Raw genomic sequence first — 14,566 nt, 5'->3', positions numbered from 1 at the left:
ACCGGTCCACTGGGTAACTGTACGCCATGCCTAGGTCTGCACGAGTAATTCTTCCCAACACACCGCATCATATTGTTCAGCGTGGCCATAATCGCCAAACCGTTTTTTGCTCCGACGATGATTACAACTATTATTGTGAGAATCTTATCTTTTTTAAGCAGAAACTTGGCTGCAAGATTTACTCCTACTGCCTGATGACCAATCATGTCCACCTGGTCATTGATCCGGGTCCGAATCCAGAGTCTCTTTCCCTGTTAATGAAACACGTTGCCGGCCGCCAGACAAGATATGTCAACCGGAGGGAAAAGCGTAGCGGTAGTTTATGGGAGGGGAGATATAAGTCCAGTATTGTCTCACAAAAGGAATATTTAGCAGCCTGCTGCCGCTACGTTGAGTTGAATCCGTTACGCGCCGGCATGGTTACTCATCCTGCCGTGTACCAATGGTCGAGCTACGCCTGTAAAGGGGAAGGGAAGAAGGACCTGGTCGTCGACTTCGATCCCAATTATCTGGCATTGGGACGTAATGAAAAGGGAAGGCAAACAGCGTATGCAGAGTATGTGCTTGGAACCGTTGCTGATTATGAAGTCAAGCTTATTCGTGAAGCGCTGCAACGTGGTCAGTTGACAGGAACTGACCGGTTTCGTGAAGAAATCTTCTTACAACTCGGTATTCGTTTTTCCAACAAAGGGCCAGGACGCCCGAAAAAGATTCCAAAATGAATCTGTCCCCTTTTGCTGCTCAAATGCTCCAGCAGACAGGCTCGATATATTGAGAGGTTTGGTTTGGCATTGCATATACAATCAGCTAGATAGCGTGCAGCCAGTCATTCTGCCGGACCTGGTCCACTACGCGGTTTAGGCCGGTGAATATACCGATGGTTTCTTCAATTGATAACCTCAATCAAGAAAATACGATGGACGATTCAATACTGCAGTATGAAGAAAAAATGTGGCAGCTGTTTGATGCCTCGAAACAGGAAATGCCTGACTTGGCAGAGGCATACTATGGGCCAGTCAAAAATGCGGTGTATACAGACGGCACATTAGATGGAAAAACAAAAAGATTAATGTCATTGGCTGTGGGGATTCAAGCTGGGTGTAAAGATTGTATAATTTCTCAGACATCCAAAGCGTTAGAACTTGGGGCCACCCCGGCAGAGATTTTTGAGGTCTGCTCAGTGGCAATCTCCATGGGAGGGACGCTTGCCTGGAGCAAAGTTCTTGTGGTCGCAGATTATTTGAGAGAAAAAGAGCTCATAAAATAGAATATGGTCGGCAATCACCTTCATTGGTGTACGCTGGCAGCGCTGAAGCTCTTGCGCTCCCGGAAAAGCTGACCAATTCAACAAGCTTTTTGTATTGCTGTGACCATGAGGATGCCCAGGCTGCTTTGTGCCCTGCATCCTGGTGCCGGCCTGCCTTGTGTATACCTCTTCTGGCCATTGTGCTATGGGGTATGGCAGGGGCAAGATCGGTTTTTGGTTGATCGAATAAGGCAGGTATGTCAAAGAAAAGAAGAGTTTTTCCATACACACAGTTCCAGCCACAACGTTCATAACTGCCTGTGAGGAGGCATCGTGCTCTTTTCCCTGGTCACCATTTTTTGCACATCATTTATGCTGGCGCTCTCTGGAGCGCTCATGCCCGGCCCCGTGCTCACGGTCACTGTAAGCGAAAGCACCCATCGAGGTTCAGTGGCAGGGCCGCTTATGATTCTCGGCCATGGGTTGCTGGAGCTGTTGCTGATAATTTTACTCCTCGCAGGTCTGGCCCCGTTTATCGCTCGCGACGAGGTCTTTATTGCCGTTTCCCTGGTGGGCGGTACCATTCTGCTGTGGATGGCCTGGTCGATGGTTCGGGAACTGCCGACGCTGCAGCTCCAGCCCGCAAAAGGGACGGAAGAGAAGAGGCGCAGCCTGATACTGGCAGGTGTTCTCCTGAGTCTGGCCAACCCCTATTGGCTCATCTGGTGGGCGACTGTCGGCATCGGCTATATCCTCTATGCTACCAAATACGGTCTGCTGGGAGTGGCAACGTTTTTTGCGGGACACATCCTCGCTGACCTGGCCTGGTATACCTTTGTCTCCTTTGGTGTGTCCAAGGGAAAGCGCTTTTTTGATGATACGATTTATCGCCGGCTGATCTGTGCTTGTGCCGGGTTTCTTGCGCTCTTTTCCTGTTATTTTTTTTACAGCGGTATTGGAAAAGGGTACGCGCTTTTGAACATGCAGCTGAAGATATTCAACTGATGCGAGGTGATTATGGCAACAACAATAGAGGTGAACTATCACAATGGACTCGCTCTGCTAACCTTGAGCAACGGGGTAACCAATCCACTCTCACCGACAATGGTTCAGGAATTCTCCCAGGCGCTTGCTGCCATCAAGGAGGAGGCCGCCGGGTTGGTACTCAGCGGTGGAGAAAAGTTTTTTTCCCTTGGCTTGAACCTGCCGGACCTGATTACAATGGATCGGCCGGCAATGACCGAGTTCTGGCAGGGCTTCAATCAATTGGTGCTCGATCTCTACACCCTGCCGATTCCCACGGTCTGCGCTATCGCCGGACACGCCGTGGCAGGAGGCAATATCCTGGCCCTGTCCTGCGATTATCGATTGGCAACCACCGAAATCAGGAAAATGGGGCTTAATGAGGTGCATCTCGGCATACCGGTGCCTCTACTGGCTGCCCTTCTTTTGAAAAATGTTGTCGGTCCCCGCCATGCGGCCAGAATGATGTACAGCGGCAGCTTCATGACCCCTGCAGAAGCCGAGCAGTTAGGACTGGTCGACCAGCTGCATCCGCCGGAGCAACTCAAGGAGGCTGCGGTGGAAAAGGCCGCTGAACTGGCATCACGGCATACCCGCGCATTTGCCATAATGAAGGCCACTCTTACCGGACCGGTTGTCCGTGCCTACCTCGCTGAAGCCGCTGAGCAGGACGCTGCGTTTTTGGACTGCTGGTTTGAGGATGACGTGCAGGAAGGGCTGAAAGAGGCAGCGAAAAAATTTTAATCGTGCCCTTAAGTGGTTGTCATTAGACAGGTTCTTCTCTTCCGTTGCTCATTGCTTTATGCGCTGTTCAGACGCATGTTTATTGTTAAGGTGTTGAGGGAGGAGCAAAACGCCCAAAGGCTGCAACAGTCAACTCATGGAGGTATGTATGGAATGTGCAGGAAAGAAAGTGGCGATTTTGGTGGAAGAACTCTTTAATGTCTACGAGTTCTGGTACCCTTATTATCGTCTTCTCGAGGCTGGGGCCGAGGTGGTCGTGGTCGGTTCAGGCCGGGCGGAACAGTACAATGGCAAGCCCGGAACAGAAGTAAAACAAGACGTGGCTGCCGATGATGTTCAGGCGGCTGATTTTGACGGCGTCATTATTCCGGGAGGATATGCCCCGGATATGATGCGCCGCTATCCGGCAATGGTGCAGCTGGTGGCTGACGGCGTCCGCCAGGGCAAAGTGGTTGCCGCCATCTGTCATGCGGGCTGGATGCTCGCTTCAGCAGAGGTACTGGAAGGGCGAAAGGTCACCTCCTTTTTTGCCATCAAGGATGACCTGGTTCACGCCGGGGCCAACTGGGTGGATGAGGAAGTCGTGGTTGACGGCAACCTGATTACCAGTCGAACACCGGCAGATCTGCCGGCCTTTATGCGAGCCGTGGTCAAGGAGCTGGCAGGCTGAGTACGGCATTTTCCCAGTATCGCCTGAAGCATTGAGCATGCGGGAAAGGAACAGACTTCCGGCGGCAGCCGTTCACCCCAGGTTGCCGCCTTTTTTGCTTGTGCCGAATATGTGCTCTGTATTGAGCTGATGTATGCCTTTGATATGACGAACTGACCCGGTAATGGCACGGATAACGATGCTGTGGGTGGTCACTCCGCCGACCCGGTCGTAGTGCACTCCTTCAAGAAAGGAGCCGGAGGTGATGCCGGTGGCGGCAAAGAAGGCATCATCGGAACAGATGAGGTCATCCAGGCCGAGCACCCTATGGTCTGCGCCGGCGTCGGCAAGGGCCGCTTTTTCTTCCGGGAGCTGGGGTGCCGCCATGGCTTGCATGCCGCCGCCAAGGGCCTTGACTGCTGCCGCGGCAATGACGCCTTCCGGTGTCCCGCCGATCCCCATGAGTACATCAATGCCTGTTCCCGAAGCCGCGGCCATGAGGGCGCCCATGACATCGCCATCGGTATGGAGCGCGATGCGTGCCCCGGTGGAGCGGATATGGTTGATCAGTTCCGTATGGCGTGGTTTGTCCAGGACAAAGACGGTCAGGTCGCCTACCGGGCGGTCCAGTGCAGAAGCAATGCGCTGCAGGTTGGTGGCAACCGGGGCGGTGAGATCGATTGCCTCCCGCGCCGCCTTGTGGACCACGATCTTGTTCATGTACAGGGAAGGACCTGGGGTCCACATGCTGCCCTCCGGAGCCGCGGCGATGACCGCAATGGAATTGGGTCTGCCGTATGCCAGCAGCCGGGTGCCTTCTACCGGGTCGACGGCAATGTCGAGCCGCGGATCTTTGCCGTTGCCCACCTGCTCTCCGTTATAAAGCATGGGGGCCATGTCCTTTTCACCTTCACCGATGATCACGACCCCGTGCATGTCTACGGTGCCAAGTGTCGCACGCATGGCATCGACCGCTGCCCGGTCGCCGCCTTCCTTGTCACCGGTACCCATGTAGGCGGCAGCGGAAAGTGCTGCGGCCTCGGTAACCCGTACCAGTTCCATTCCCAGGTTTCTGTTGATTGGTGAGACCATACTGTTTTTATTTGGGTTGCAAGGATTGATAAGTAGTGTCCGCTGATTATCTTTTCATCCACAGGAGCGTGCACTGCCGATTAGCTGTTCAGTCTGAGGAAGCGGAATGTTTGCCATATATGATGTTACCGGAAGAAGTTTCAGAGACACGCTTGAACAACTATATCGTGTTAATCAGGTCAGTTCCACTGTTTCTTCCCATCGTCGAAAGGAAGAGGAGCAGCGGCAGGAGCAGTTCGCCTCGCCACTGTCCAAAGCCGCTGTTCAGGCCTACCGGAAGAGCCTCCCCCAGCCGCAGAATACCACCATCTTTCACGCCAGCCAGATTATGCACGCGCCGGTGATAACCGTCCGCGATGATTATACTCCGGAGACCTGCTGGGAGATCCTGTGGAACAGCCGGATCAGTCAAGTCCCTGTCTGCAACCAGAGAGGGCTGCTCATCGGTATGGTGGCCAAGGGCGACCTGTTGCAGGAAATGGTGGTAGATGGGGCATCCATTGTCAGGCCTGCGGAGAAACCTCTCACCGAGATTATGAGCCCGAAGGTGATTACTGCCGATCCTGTATCAGATATCCGGCGTATAGCACAGGTCCTCAATGATTACCACTTCAACAGTCTGCCTATAGTTGATGATTTCGACCGGATTTTGGGGATTGTGACCCGTACCGACATTATCCAGGCCGTGGCGCGGCAGGCGTCCCTTTCATTATGGGCCTGAATGGGATGAGCGCCCAGACAGGAGCTGGTTTACCCGGCACATTCACTTGATTTCTTCGGCAAGGAGCAGCGTATGTATATCCTGGAACGTCAGCAGCTGGTGACCTCTCCCCTTGAGGAGGCGTGGCGTTTTCTCCAGCATCCGCAAAACCTCAACCGCATCACCCCGCCAGACCTCCGGTTCCGGATAGTCTCCCCTGTACCCGAAATAATGTATAACGGGCTCATCATCGAGTATCGCGTCACTATCCCGATGATGGGGACCCATGGGTGGGTCACTGAAATAAAGCATATTCGGGAGCGGCACTCTTTTGTCGACGAGCAGCGGCTGGGGCCATATCGATTCTGGTACCATTACCACGAAATAGAGCAGCAGGGCGATCAGGTGCTGCTGCTTGATCGGGTTTACTACCAGCCGCCCTTTGGACCGCTTGGAACGCTGCTGCACTGGCTGCATATCGGAAAGACCCTGAATCGGATTTTCGACTATCGGGGACAGGCGTTGAAGCAGCTGCTCGATACCGGCGGGGAGCCGGTGCAGGGGGAGGGGAGTATCGGCTGATGAATGGAAGAACCCGTTCCGGGAGGTTTTTTTCCGGCAGAGCGATGCTCCTTTCACTTCTGGCTGGGCTTCTCGCCGGTTGCTCCACCTACTACCAGGGGCCGGCGAGCACTCATTTTGACGGTCAGCGTTTTTTTAACCCCGAAAAGCCGATGAATAAAGGCTTCCTCCAGTTTCTCCAGTGGCAGCTGACTGCCCAGAAACAGCCATGGCCCGCATACAGCGAGCTGCCTGTGCGTGATCAACCGCCGACCAGGGTGGGGGGCAACGACCTGCGGATTGCCTTTGTCGGGCACGCGACAGTCCTTATCCAGACCCAGGGGATGAACATCCTCACCGACCCGGTATGGTCGAGGCGTGCCAGCCCTGTTCAGTGGGCAGGACCTGCACGGGTCCATCCGCCGGGAATCGCCTTTGACGACCTGCCTGTCATTGATGCCGTCCTGATCAGCCACAATCATTACGACCATCTTGATCTGATGACGGTAGAGCGATTGTGGAATCGTGACCAGCCGAGGATTGTCGTGCCTTTGGGCAATGATGCCATCATTCGGGCACATAATCCCGATATCGCGACCGAAGCATACGACTGGGGAGAATCCTTTGTCCTGGGAGAACAGGTCCGTGTGACCCTTGAACCCATGCAGCACTGGTCAGCCAGAGGGTTGTTTGACCGAAATAAGGCGCTATGGGCAGCGTTTGTCCTCTTGACCCCCGGGGGCAATGTTTATTTTGCCGGCGACAGCGGCTATGGCGATCATTTCGCGGCGACCCGCCAGAAGTATGGAGCCTTCAGGCTCGCCATGCTGCCCATCGGGTCCTATGATCCGCGCTGGTTTATGTCCTATGGACACATGAACCCTGCCGAGGCTGTTCAGGCCTTTCGGGATCTGCACTCCCTGCATATGTTGCCGTTGCATTACGGAATGTTTCAGCTGGCCGATACCGGCTATGAGGAACCCCTGGTTGCCCTGCAGTCGGCAATGGAGGCAGACGGCATAACCGAACGCCAGATACGAGCGGTGGGCGCCGGCGAGTTTTGGATGGTGCCGTAACACAGGCACCGGCCTTGCCACGCTCAGCGAGGAAAAGAGTTCGTTGCCCTGGGACGTGCAAAGGAGGCCGGAACCCCGAGCCTTCCTTGCCGGCTGCTGCGGGGCTGTGCTTCAGCATGCTTATTGGTCGCTGGGGCGGCGCATGGAAAGACCGATTCGTTTGCGTGGAATATCGACCGCAATGACGCGGACGTGGACATGCTGGCGCACCTTGACGATCTCGCTTGGATCACTGACAAACTTGTCGGCTAGCTGGCTGATATGGACAAGCCCGTCCTGGTGGACACCAATGTCGACAAAGGCCCCGAAGCGGGTCACATTGGTGACAATGCCTGGCAGCTGCATTCCCTCTTTCAGGTCTTCCATGGTATGGATGCCCTGGGCAAAGGTGAAGGCGGTAAAGGCTGTGCGTGGGTCGCGTGCTGGTTTGTCCAGCTCCACGAGGATGTCCTCCAGGGTCGGTCTGCCGATGTCTTCTGTAACGTAGCGCTCCAGATCGATCTGCCGGCGAAGTTCCGGAGCTGCCATCAGTTCGGCAACCGTGCATCCGCAATCCCGGGCCATCTGCTCAACCACCCAGTAGCGCTCCGGGTGGACTGCCGAGTTGTCCAGAGGATTGGCTGCCCCGCCGATGCGCAGGAATCCGGCACATTGTTCAAAGGCCCTGGCACCCAGTCGCGGCACCTTGAGCAGCTCCCTGCGTGACTTGAATGATCCTTCCCGGGTTCGGTAGGCGATAAGGTTGCGCGCAAGCCCGGGGCCTACCCCCGAGATATAGGTCAGCAGCGATTCACTGGCTGTATTGACATCCACGCCGACCATGTTGACGCAACGAATGACCACGTCGTCAAGTCCCTGTCGCAGGGCTTTCTGCTGTACATCATGCTGGTATTGGCCAACACCGATGGATTGAGGATCCAGCTTGACCAGTTCCGCCAGAGGGTCCTGCAGGCGTCTGCCGATCGATACAGCGCCGCGAACAGTGACGTCGTGATCGGGAAATTCGCTGCGGGCAATGGCAGAGGCGGAATAGATCGACGCGCCGCTCTCGTCAACCATGGTGACCATAATGGTCGACGGAAGGGCGAGGCTGCGGATAAAGGCCTCTGTCTCTCGTCCGGCGGTGCCGTTGCCGATAGCGATGGCCTCGATGGAGTAGCGTTTGCAGAGCTTGCCTACGGTTTCGGCGGCCTCCTGCTGCTGTTTTTTCGATAAGGTCGGGTAAATGGTCGTATGATGGAGTAATGCTCCCTGACTGTCCAGACAGACCAGTTTGGCCCCTGTACGAAAACCCGGATCCAGGGCCATGACGGTTTTCTGGCCTAAGGGCGGGGCAAGAAGCAGCTCTTCAAGGTTGGCGGCAAACACGCTGATGGCTTCCTGGTCCGCCCTCTCCTTGAGCTGGGTGCGCAGCTCATTTTCCAGCGATGGAGCGAGCAGGCGTTTGTAGCTGTCGGCAGCGGCCTGTTTCAACTGGAGGTCTGCCGTTTTGTTGCGCCTGCTGTACAGGTGGTGCAATATCTCCATCGCCTCCGCTTCCAATGGACGGATGGAGAGCCGAAGAACCTGTTCCTGTTCCCCGCGGAACATGGCAAGCAATCTGTGACCTGGCGCACGGGCTGCAGGTTCCTCCCGGTCAAAATAATCCTGGAACTTCTGTCCTGCCTCACGGTTCTTTTCAATGGCACGAGAGGTGATGACTGCCTGAGCAGCAAACAACTTGCGTAGCCTGCTGCGTGTCCGACCGTCCTCGCTGATCCACTCGGCCAGGATATCGCGGGCGCCGGCCATCACGTCCTCCACCGTATGGAGTTCCTTGTCAGGGGCGAGGTAGACTTCCGGCTTGGGAAGCGGTGCGTTCCCTGTGCTGAAAAGGGCTTGTGCCATGGATTCGAGGCCTTTTTCCCTGGCAATGGCCGCCCGGGTTCTTCTGCGCGGCCGGTGGGGCAGATAGAGGTCTTCGAGTTCGGTCAGGGAGTTGGCCTGGGTCAGTGCCTTCTGCAGCGCAGGGGTCAGTAGTTCTCTTTCCCTGAGGGACTTGACAATGGCTGCGCGTCGCTTATCCACCTCCTGGAACTGCTGAAGGCTGTCGCGGATGGCGGTGAGCTGCAACTCATCGAGTCCGTCGGTTGCCTCCTTACGGTATCGGGCAATAAAGGGGATAGTGGAGCCGTTGTCCAGTAGGCCGCATACTGCGCTGACCTGGGATTGACGGATGCCTATCTGGCGGGCGATGGTGGGAGTGTGATCCTGCATGTCAACGTACGGAGAAGGGTAGGGATGATGAAGCGGATGCCGCTGGTTTATACCGGTTCCGGCCCTCCGGCTGTGAGCTGAGATTTATGCCTTTACCGCGGGCTCCGTGTATTGTCAACCGCCAACAGATGGTGTATAGTTTTGTCCCAGCCAAAAAAAAGACAGCCGCCGGCTGACATATTTTCCCCCTCCCAGAACAACCAGGTGAATGAATGAAGAAACCTCTGAGCAAAAAAACGAAATTTATTTTTATTACCGGCGGTGTCCTCTCCTCTCTCGGCAAAGGATTGTCTGCCGCCGCTATTGGCTCTCTCCTCGAGTCGCGGGGTATGACCGTGACCTTTCAGAAACTGGATCCCTATATCAACGTCGATCCCGGAACCATGAACCCTTTTCAGCATGGGGAAGTATATGTTACCGACGATGGTGCGGAGACTGACCTTGATATGGGGCATTACGAGCGCTACACCAATGCGGTCATGGCGCAGAAAAACAACTATACTTCCGGGCGAATTTACCACTCGGTAATCATGAAGGAGCGTCGCGGTGAGTATCTTGGCGGGACGGTGCAGGTTATTCCCCACATCACCGACGAAATAAAGGATGCGGTCCTGCAGCTTGACGGACTGGCTGATATTGCCATAATCGAGATCGGCGGAACTGTGGGGGATATTGAAGGATTACCTTTTATCGAGGCGATCCGCCAGCTGCGAGCCGAACTGGGGCGGGAATATTCCCTGTTTATTCACCTTACCCTGGTCCCGTATATCAGGACCGCCGGCGAGGTCAAAACCAAGCCGACCCAGCATTCGGTAAAAGAGTTGCTTGCCTCAGGCATCCAGCCGGATATTCTCATGTGCCGAACAGAAAACCCGCTTGATAATGATCTGAAACGCAAAATAGCACTGTTTTGTAATGTTGAGGCAAGCTCGGTAATTTCTGCGGTTGATGTTGATAATATCTACGAGGTGCCGCTCAAGCTCCACGCCGAGGGCGTGGATGACCGTATTCTGGAAAAGCTCGGTATCTGGACCGGCGCACCCAATATCAAACCATGGGAGGAACTGGTCTATAAGATCAAACACCCCAAACATACCGTCACCATCGGGATTACCGGCAAATATGTTGACCTGACCGAATCCTACAAGAGTCTTCACGAAGCCCTGATCCATGGCGGAATAGCCAATGATACCAAGGTCGAGCTCGAGTACATCAGCGCCGATCAGTTGGAAAAAAGCCCCGATGATTCCAGTCTGGGGAAATGTGACGGCATTCTGGTGCCGGGCGGTTTCGGGAGCCGCGGCATGGAAGGGAAGATCCGTTCGATCACCTATGCCCGGGAAAATAAAGTGCCTTTTTTCGGTATATGCCTCGGGATGCAACTGGCGGTTGTTGAGTTTGCGCGCAACATAGCAGGTATTGCCGATGCTCATTCCGTGGAGTTCGATAGCAGTACGCCGCATCCGGTCATCTATCTGATGACGGAATGGTATGATTTTCGCAGTGGAAAAACCGAGACCAGAGACGAGAATTCGGATATGGGCGGTACCCTGCGACTGGGCGCCTATCCTTGCGTGCTGGTGGAAGGCACTCGGGCAGCGCAAGCCTATCAGCTGGAAGATATCAGCGAGCGCCATCGCCATCGGTACGAGTTCAATAACCTCTATCGCGAACAGCTTGAACAGGCCGGCCTAGTGGTCAGCGGCACCTCTCCTGATGAAACCCTGGTTGAGATAATCGAGATTGTTGATCATCCGTGGTTTGTTGGCTGCCAGTTCCATCCGGAGTTTCAATCCAAGCCGATGCGCCCCCATCCTCTTTTCAAGGCGTTTATCAAGGCCGCCCTGGAAAACAAACAGTAATCAACATCCCGCTCAAGGGAAGAAAACGCTATGCGAGCTATTGCTTTACCCACCGAAAGGGGCGAGACGATCTTTATCGGCTCGGGCCATCCCCTGGTCCTGATGGCAGGGCCCTGCGTGCTGGAATCGGTTGAAATGGCGCGGGAAATCGCCGGAGAAATGCGGTCGATAACCGCCCGACTCGGTATTCCTTACGTGTTCAAAGCCTCCTTCGACAAGGCTAACCGCACCTCTCTGGGATCCTTTCGCGGACCTGGACTGGAGCAGGGACTGCAGGAATTGGGTCGAATTCGGGAGGAACTTGAAATCCCTGTGGTTTCCGATATTCATGAGCCGGCGCAGGCGGCGCTTGCTGCCGAATGTCTGGATATCCTGCAGATACCTGCTTTTCTCTGCCGACAAACCGATCTGCTGCTTGCGGCAGCCAAAACCGGCAAGGTGGTGAATGTGAAAAAAGGGCAGTTTGTCAGCCCGTGGGAGATGGAAAATGTGGTCAACAAGCTTCGCGGCGGCGGCTGCGACAGGATTCTGCTGACCGAGCGGGGAGCCAGTTTCGGTTACAATAACCTGGTGGTGGACATGCGTTCCCTGCCTGTGATGCGTGCCTTTGGCTGCCCGGTGGTATTTGATGCAACCCATTCTGTGCAGTTGCCCGGCGGAGCTGGAGGTGCTTCGAGCGGTCAACGGGATTTCATTGCTCCCCTGACCAGAGCTGCAGTGGCTGCGGGCATTGATGGATTATTTATGGAAGTGCATCCCGACCCGGACAAGGCGCTTTGCGACGGACCAAATTCCATGCCCCTTGACCGGGTTGAATCGTTGCTCAAGGAGTTGCTGCGTATCCGTGCAGCCACGGGGGCGACCGATGCGTCTTGACGGGTGCGCGCCGGAGGTGCCGGGCGAATATCCCACCGATTGCCAACTGACTGAAGCCCTGCGGACACGAGCTATGCAGAAAAAAATTGTAATTGAACGAAGCCGCCAGTGGCAGGAGGCCTTGCCGATGGCGCAGAAGGTGAAGCTGCTGCTGTTGGATGTTGATGGGGTGCTGACCGACGGTTCGCTTGTCTATGCAGGCAGTGGTGAAGAGTCCAAAATTTTCAATACCCAAGACGGGCTGGGGCTCAGGCTACTGCAGGAGAGCGGCGTTGAAGTGGGGTTGATAACCGCTCGGAATTCAACTATCGTTAGCCGACGAGCCGAGGAACTCAAGCTGGCCCATGTGTACCAGGGAAAATTCGACAAGCTTTCGGCGTACGAGGATGTATTGAAAAAAACCGGTTTGCGCCCCATGCATACCGCCTACATGGGCGATGACTGGGTGGATCTCCCCCTGCTGAACCGGGTCGGCTTTGCCGCCGCCCCTGCCAACGCTGTGGCTGAAATCCGCCAGCGAGCGCACTATACCTGCACATGCCACGGCGGAGCAGGTGCCGTACGTGAGGTCTGCGAGCTCATCATGGAGGCTCAGGGAACTTACAAACAGATGTTTGCCAGGTTTGACCGATGAGAAGAAAACCGCGTGATCTGCTCTGGATCGTCCCGCTTGCCCTCTTTGTCACCAGCCCGCTCTGGCAACCGGCGGTGGCGGACTTTCTGCGCCCTCGTGGGGACTTTGATCAGAACAAAGCCGTGTCCGCGATCCAAAATGAGCAGAATTTCCTGATGGACGCGGTAACCCTTACCCTCTCCAGCAACGGCAAGGAGGAGTGGTTGATCAAGGCCGAACGAGCCCAAACCGGCAAGAACGATCGGGTGATCGAAATGGTGGAGGTCGATGCAACCTATATCGGCAAAGATCGCCCGCCGACGCACATTGTCAGCCGAAGGGGGAAGTATCTTCTCAACGATCGCCACCTGGTGCTTATCGATGACGTGGTGATCAGCAGACCGCAAAGCCAGGAAGTGCTCTACACCGATCTCCTGCATTACTACGACGACACAAAAATGGCTGTCAGTCCGGGAGCAGTAGAGCTGCAGGGACCGGATTTTACCCTCAAGGGAGGGAGAATGGACTACGACCTGTCCACCGATGGCTATGATTTCGGTGATCACGTGGAAGTAAACCTTTGACCCTTAAGTGAAGTGAAAGACGAATCAACTACAGGACCTTTTTCATGATCAAGATCAACGAACACTACCTCAAACTCCAGGCATCGTACCTTTTTTCCAATATTGCCAAGCGGGTGAATGCATTCCAGGAAAATAATCCGGACAAGGACGTGATCAAGCTCGGAATCGGTGATGTGACCAACCCTTTGCCTGATGCCTGTATCAAAGCCTTTCATGCAGCTGTTGATGAAATGGCCACCGAGGCCGGTTTCCACGGTTATGGCCCGGAGCAGGGGTACGCGTTTCTTCGTGAAGCCATTGCTGCCAACGATTTTCAGGCCCGAGGAGCAGCGATTGAGGCCGACGAGATCTTTGTTTCTGATGGCGCTAAGTGTGATTCGGGAAATATACAGGAGATTTTCGCGGTTGATGCACGGGTGGCCATTCCGGATCCGGTCTATCCGGTCTATCTGGATACCAATGTCATGGCTGGCCGTACCGGCGGGTTTAACGATGACCGCTACGACGGGATCGTCTACCTCGAGTCCACCCGTGAAAACAATTATGTGCCTGACCTGCCTAAAGAGCCTGTTGACCTGATATACCTTTGCTTTCCCAACAATCCTACCGGGTCAACCATTACCAAGGAGCAGTTGAAGACCTGGGTTGACTATGCTCGAGAGAACAAGGCGTTGATCCTCTATGATGCCGCCTATGAGGCCTTTATCCGTGATGACAGCCTGCCCCATTCCATTTATGAGATTGAAGGGGCCAGAGAAGTGGCGATCGAACTGCGCAGCCTCTCTAAAACCGCCGGTTTCACCGGCACCCGTTGCGCCTACACCGTTGTGCCCAAAGAATGCATGGGCTATGACAGCAATGGCGCCAGTCACTCGCTTCATTCCCTGTGGAACCGTCGCCACTGCACCAAGTTCAATGGTGTCAGTTACCCAGTCCAGCGTGCGGCTGAGGCCGCTTTCACCGCTGAGGGCAAGCAACAGACTACCGCCCTGATTGACGGCTACCTGGACAATGCCAAAATTATCGGCAACGCCATCACCCAATTAGGATTTACCTATGTAGGCGGAGACAATTCACCTTACATCTGGGTATGGGGTGACCGTGACTCCTGGGATTTTTTTGACCTGCTCCTGAATAAAGCAGGTGTAGTATGCACGCCAGGTGCAGGATTCGGCCGTTGCGGCCAGGGCTATATTCGAATTTCCGCCTTTAACTCACGAGAAAATGTCAAAAAGGCCATGGAACGTATCAGCAACGCCCTGAGCTGATTGCGACCTGGTGGCA

15 protein-coding genes are annotated in these 14,566 nt (G+C 55.0%); 13 read left to right on the top strand and 2 right to left on the bottom strand.

Annotated elements, in window-relative coordinates; translation table 11 throughout:
* The first annotated feature begins 26 nt into the window (after positions 1-26).
* The 5 genes from ACZ52Z_RS13175 (at position 27) to ACZ52Z_RS13155 (ending at position 3,683) form a co-directional block, all read left to right on the top strand.
* Positions 27-722 carry a transposase gene (locus ACZ52Z_RS13175; protein ID WP_464267244.1) on the top strand — a complete coding sequence of 232 codons (696 nt, stop codon included), beginning with the start codon at positions 27-29 and terminating at the stop codon, positions 720-722.
* A gap of 155 nt (positions 723-877) precedes the next feature.
* The gene (locus tag ACZ52Z_RS13170) at positions 878-1,267 is read left to right on the top strand and encodes a carboxymuconolactone decarboxylase family protein (protein WP_464267243.1); all 390 of its coding nucleotides are present in this window, start codon (positions 878-880) and stop codon (positions 1,265-1,267) included.
* 312 nt (positions 1,268-1,579) lie between these two features.
* On the top strand, positions 1,580-2,251 hold the full coding sequence (locus ACZ52Z_RS13165) for a LysE family transporter (protein ID WP_464267242.1): 672 nt from the start codon (positions 1,580-1,582) through the stop codon (positions 2,249-2,251).
* Between the two features lie 12 nt (positions 2,252-2,263).
* Positions 2,264-3,013, top strand: a complete 750-nt coding sequence (locus ACZ52Z_RS13160) for an enoyl-CoA hydratase/isomerase family protein (protein WP_464267241.1) — start codon at positions 2,264-2,266, stop codon at positions 3,011-3,013.
* 148 nt (positions 3,014-3,161) lie between these two features.
* The gene (locus ACZ52Z_RS13155; RefSeq protein ID WP_464267240.1) at positions 3,162-3,683 is read left to right on the top strand and encodes a type 1 glutamine amidotransferase domain-containing protein; all 522 of its coding nucleotides are present in this window, start codon (positions 3,162-3,164) and stop codon (positions 3,681-3,683) included.
* 72 nt (positions 3,684-3,755) lie between these two features.
* On the opposite strand, the gene glpX is transcribed toward ACZ52Z_RS13155, so the two are convergent.
* Positions 3,756-4,754: a class II fructose-bisphosphatase gene (gene glpX / locus ACZ52Z_RS13150; RefSeq protein WP_464267239.1), complete on the bottom strand. Its 999-nt coding sequence runs from the start codon at positions 4,752-4,754 to the stop codon at positions 3,756-3,758.
* Positions 4,755-4,860: 106 nt separating this feature from the next.
* Between glpX and ACZ52Z_RS13145 the strand changes: the two genes are divergently transcribed.
* The 3 genes from ACZ52Z_RS13145 (at position 4,861) to ACZ52Z_RS13135 (ending at position 7,091) form a co-directional block, all read left to right on the top strand.
* The gene (locus ACZ52Z_RS13145; protein WP_464267238.1) at positions 4,861-5,475 is read left to right on the top strand and encodes a CBS domain-containing protein; all 615 of its coding nucleotides are present in this window, start codon (positions 4,861-4,863) and stop codon (positions 5,473-5,475) included.
* A gap of 72 nt (positions 5,476-5,547) precedes the next feature.
* The gene (locus tag ACZ52Z_RS13140; protein ID WP_464267237.1) at positions 5,548-6,036 is read left to right on the top strand and encodes an SRPBCC family protein; all 489 of its coding nucleotides are present in this window, start codon (positions 5,548-5,550) and stop codon (positions 6,034-6,036) included.
* On the top strand, positions 6,036-7,091 hold the full coding sequence (locus tag ACZ52Z_RS13135; RefSeq protein ID WP_464267236.1) for an MBL fold metallo-hydrolase: 1,056 nt from the start codon (positions 6,036-6,038) through the stop codon (positions 7,089-7,091). The genes ACZ52Z_RS13140 and ACZ52Z_RS13135 overlap by 1 nt, the downstream gene beginning before the upstream one ends.
* A 120-nt stretch (positions 7,092-7,211) precedes the next feature.
* On the opposite strand, the gene ACZ52Z_RS13130 is transcribed toward ACZ52Z_RS13135, so the two are convergent.
* Positions 7,212-9,347, bottom strand: coding sequence for a Tex family protein (locus ACZ52Z_RS13130; protein ID WP_464267235.1), 2,136 nt, complete (start codon positions 9,345-9,347; stop codon positions 7,212-7,214).
* Between the two features lie 212 nt (positions 9,348-9,559).
* Here ACZ52Z_RS13130 and ACZ52Z_RS13125 point away from each other — a divergent pair, with 212 nt between their 5' ends.
* The 5 genes from ACZ52Z_RS13125 to ACZ52Z_RS13105 all read left to right on the top strand — a co-directional run bounded on the left by ACZ52Z_RS13125 (position 9,560) and on the right by ACZ52Z_RS13105 (position 14,550).
* Positions 9,560-11,209: a CTP synthase gene (locus ACZ52Z_RS13125; RefSeq protein WP_464267234.1), complete on the top strand. Its 1,650-nt coding sequence runs from the start codon at positions 9,560-9,562 to the stop codon at positions 11,207-11,209.
* 30 nt (positions 11,210-11,239) lie between these two features.
* Entirely contained in the window at positions 11,240-12,085 is an 846-nt protein-coding gene (kdsA, locus tag ACZ52Z_RS13120; RefSeq protein WP_464267233.1) for a 3-deoxy-8-phosphooctulonate synthase, read from the top strand.
* A gap of 73 nt (positions 12,086-12,158) precedes the next feature.
* Positions 12,159-12,719, top strand: a complete 561-nt coding sequence (locus ACZ52Z_RS13115) for a KdsC family phosphatase (RefSeq protein WP_464267232.1) — start codon at positions 12,159-12,161, stop codon at positions 12,717-12,719.
* Complete coding sequence (gene lptC / locus ACZ52Z_RS13110) at positions 12,716-13,282, top strand: LPS export ABC transporter periplasmic protein LptC (RefSeq protein WP_464267231.1); 567 nt, start codon at positions 12,716-12,718, stop codon at positions 13,280-13,282. The genes ACZ52Z_RS13115 and lptC overlap by 4 nt, the downstream gene beginning before the upstream one ends.
* Positions 13,283-13,326: 44 nt before the next feature.
* A complete protein-coding gene (locus ACZ52Z_RS13105; protein WP_464267230.1) occupies positions 13,327-14,550 on the top strand; it encodes an LL-diaminopimelate aminotransferase in 1,224 nt (407 codons plus the stop codon).
* The last annotated feature ends 16 nt before the right edge of the window (positions 14,551-14,566 follow it).

The sequence above is a fragment of the Desulfogranum aggregans genome (assembly GCF_055398265.1).
The sequence above is the reverse complement of the archived record's forward strand: the minus strand, read 5'-3'. Positions and strand labels throughout refer to the sequence as shown.

Excerpts from the sequence above, each read along its gene's own strand:
- ACZ52Z_RS13160 (WP_464267241.1), top strand. The coding sequence starts at position 2,264 with ATGGCAACAACAATAGAGGTGAACTATCACAATGGACTCGCTCTGCTA.
- ACZ52Z_RS13125 (WP_464267234.1), top strand. The coding sequence starts at position 9,560 with ATGAAGAAACCTCTGAGCAAAAAAACGAAATTTATTTTTATTACCGGC.
- ACZ52Z_RS13130 (WP_464267235.1), bottom strand. The coding sequence starts at position 9,347 with ATGCAGGATCACACTCCCACCATCGCCCGCCAGATAGGCATCCGTCAA.
- kdsA (WP_464267233.1), top strand. The coding sequence starts at position 11,240 with ATGCGAGCTATTGCTTTACCCACCGAAAGGGGCGAGACGATCTTTATC.
- ACZ52Z_RS13145 (WP_464267238.1), top strand. The coding sequence starts at position 4,861 with ATGTTTGCCATATATGATGTTACCGGAAGAAGTTTCAGAGACACGCTT.
- ACZ52Z_RS13105 (WP_464267230.1), top strand. The coding sequence starts at position 13,327 with ATGATCAAGATCAACGAACACTACCTCAAACTCCAGGCATCGTACCTT.
- ACZ52Z_RS13115 (WP_464267232.1), top strand. The coding sequence starts at position 12,159 with ATGCAGAAAAAAATTGTAATTGAACGAAGCCGCCAGTGGCAGGAGGCC.
- ACZ52Z_RS13175 (WP_464267244.1), top strand. The coding sequence starts at position 27 with ATGCCTAGGTCTGCACGAGTAATTCTTCCCAACACACCGCATCATATT.
- ACZ52Z_RS13155 (WP_464267240.1), top strand. The coding sequence starts at position 3,162 with ATGGAATGTGCAGGAAAGAAAGTGGCGATTTTGGTGGAAGAACTCTTT.
- ACZ52Z_RS13140 (WP_464267237.1), top strand. The coding sequence starts at position 5,548 with ATGTATATCCTGGAACGTCAGCAGCTGGTGACCTCTCCCCTTGAGGAG.
- glpX (WP_464267239.1), bottom strand. The coding sequence starts at position 4,754 with ATGGTCTCACCAATCAACAGAAACCTGGGAATGGAACTGGTACGGGTT.
- ACZ52Z_RS13135 (WP_464267236.1), top strand. The coding sequence starts at position 6,036 with ATGAATGGAAGAACCCGTTCCGGGAGGTTTTTTTCCGGCAGAGCGATG.
- lptC (WP_464267231.1), top strand. The coding sequence starts at position 12,716 with ATGAGAAGAAAACCGCGTGATCTGCTCTGGATCGTCCCGCTTGCCCTC.
- ACZ52Z_RS13170 (WP_464267243.1), top strand. The coding sequence starts at position 878 with ATGGTTTCTTCAATTGATAACCTCAATCAAGAAAATACGATGGACGAT.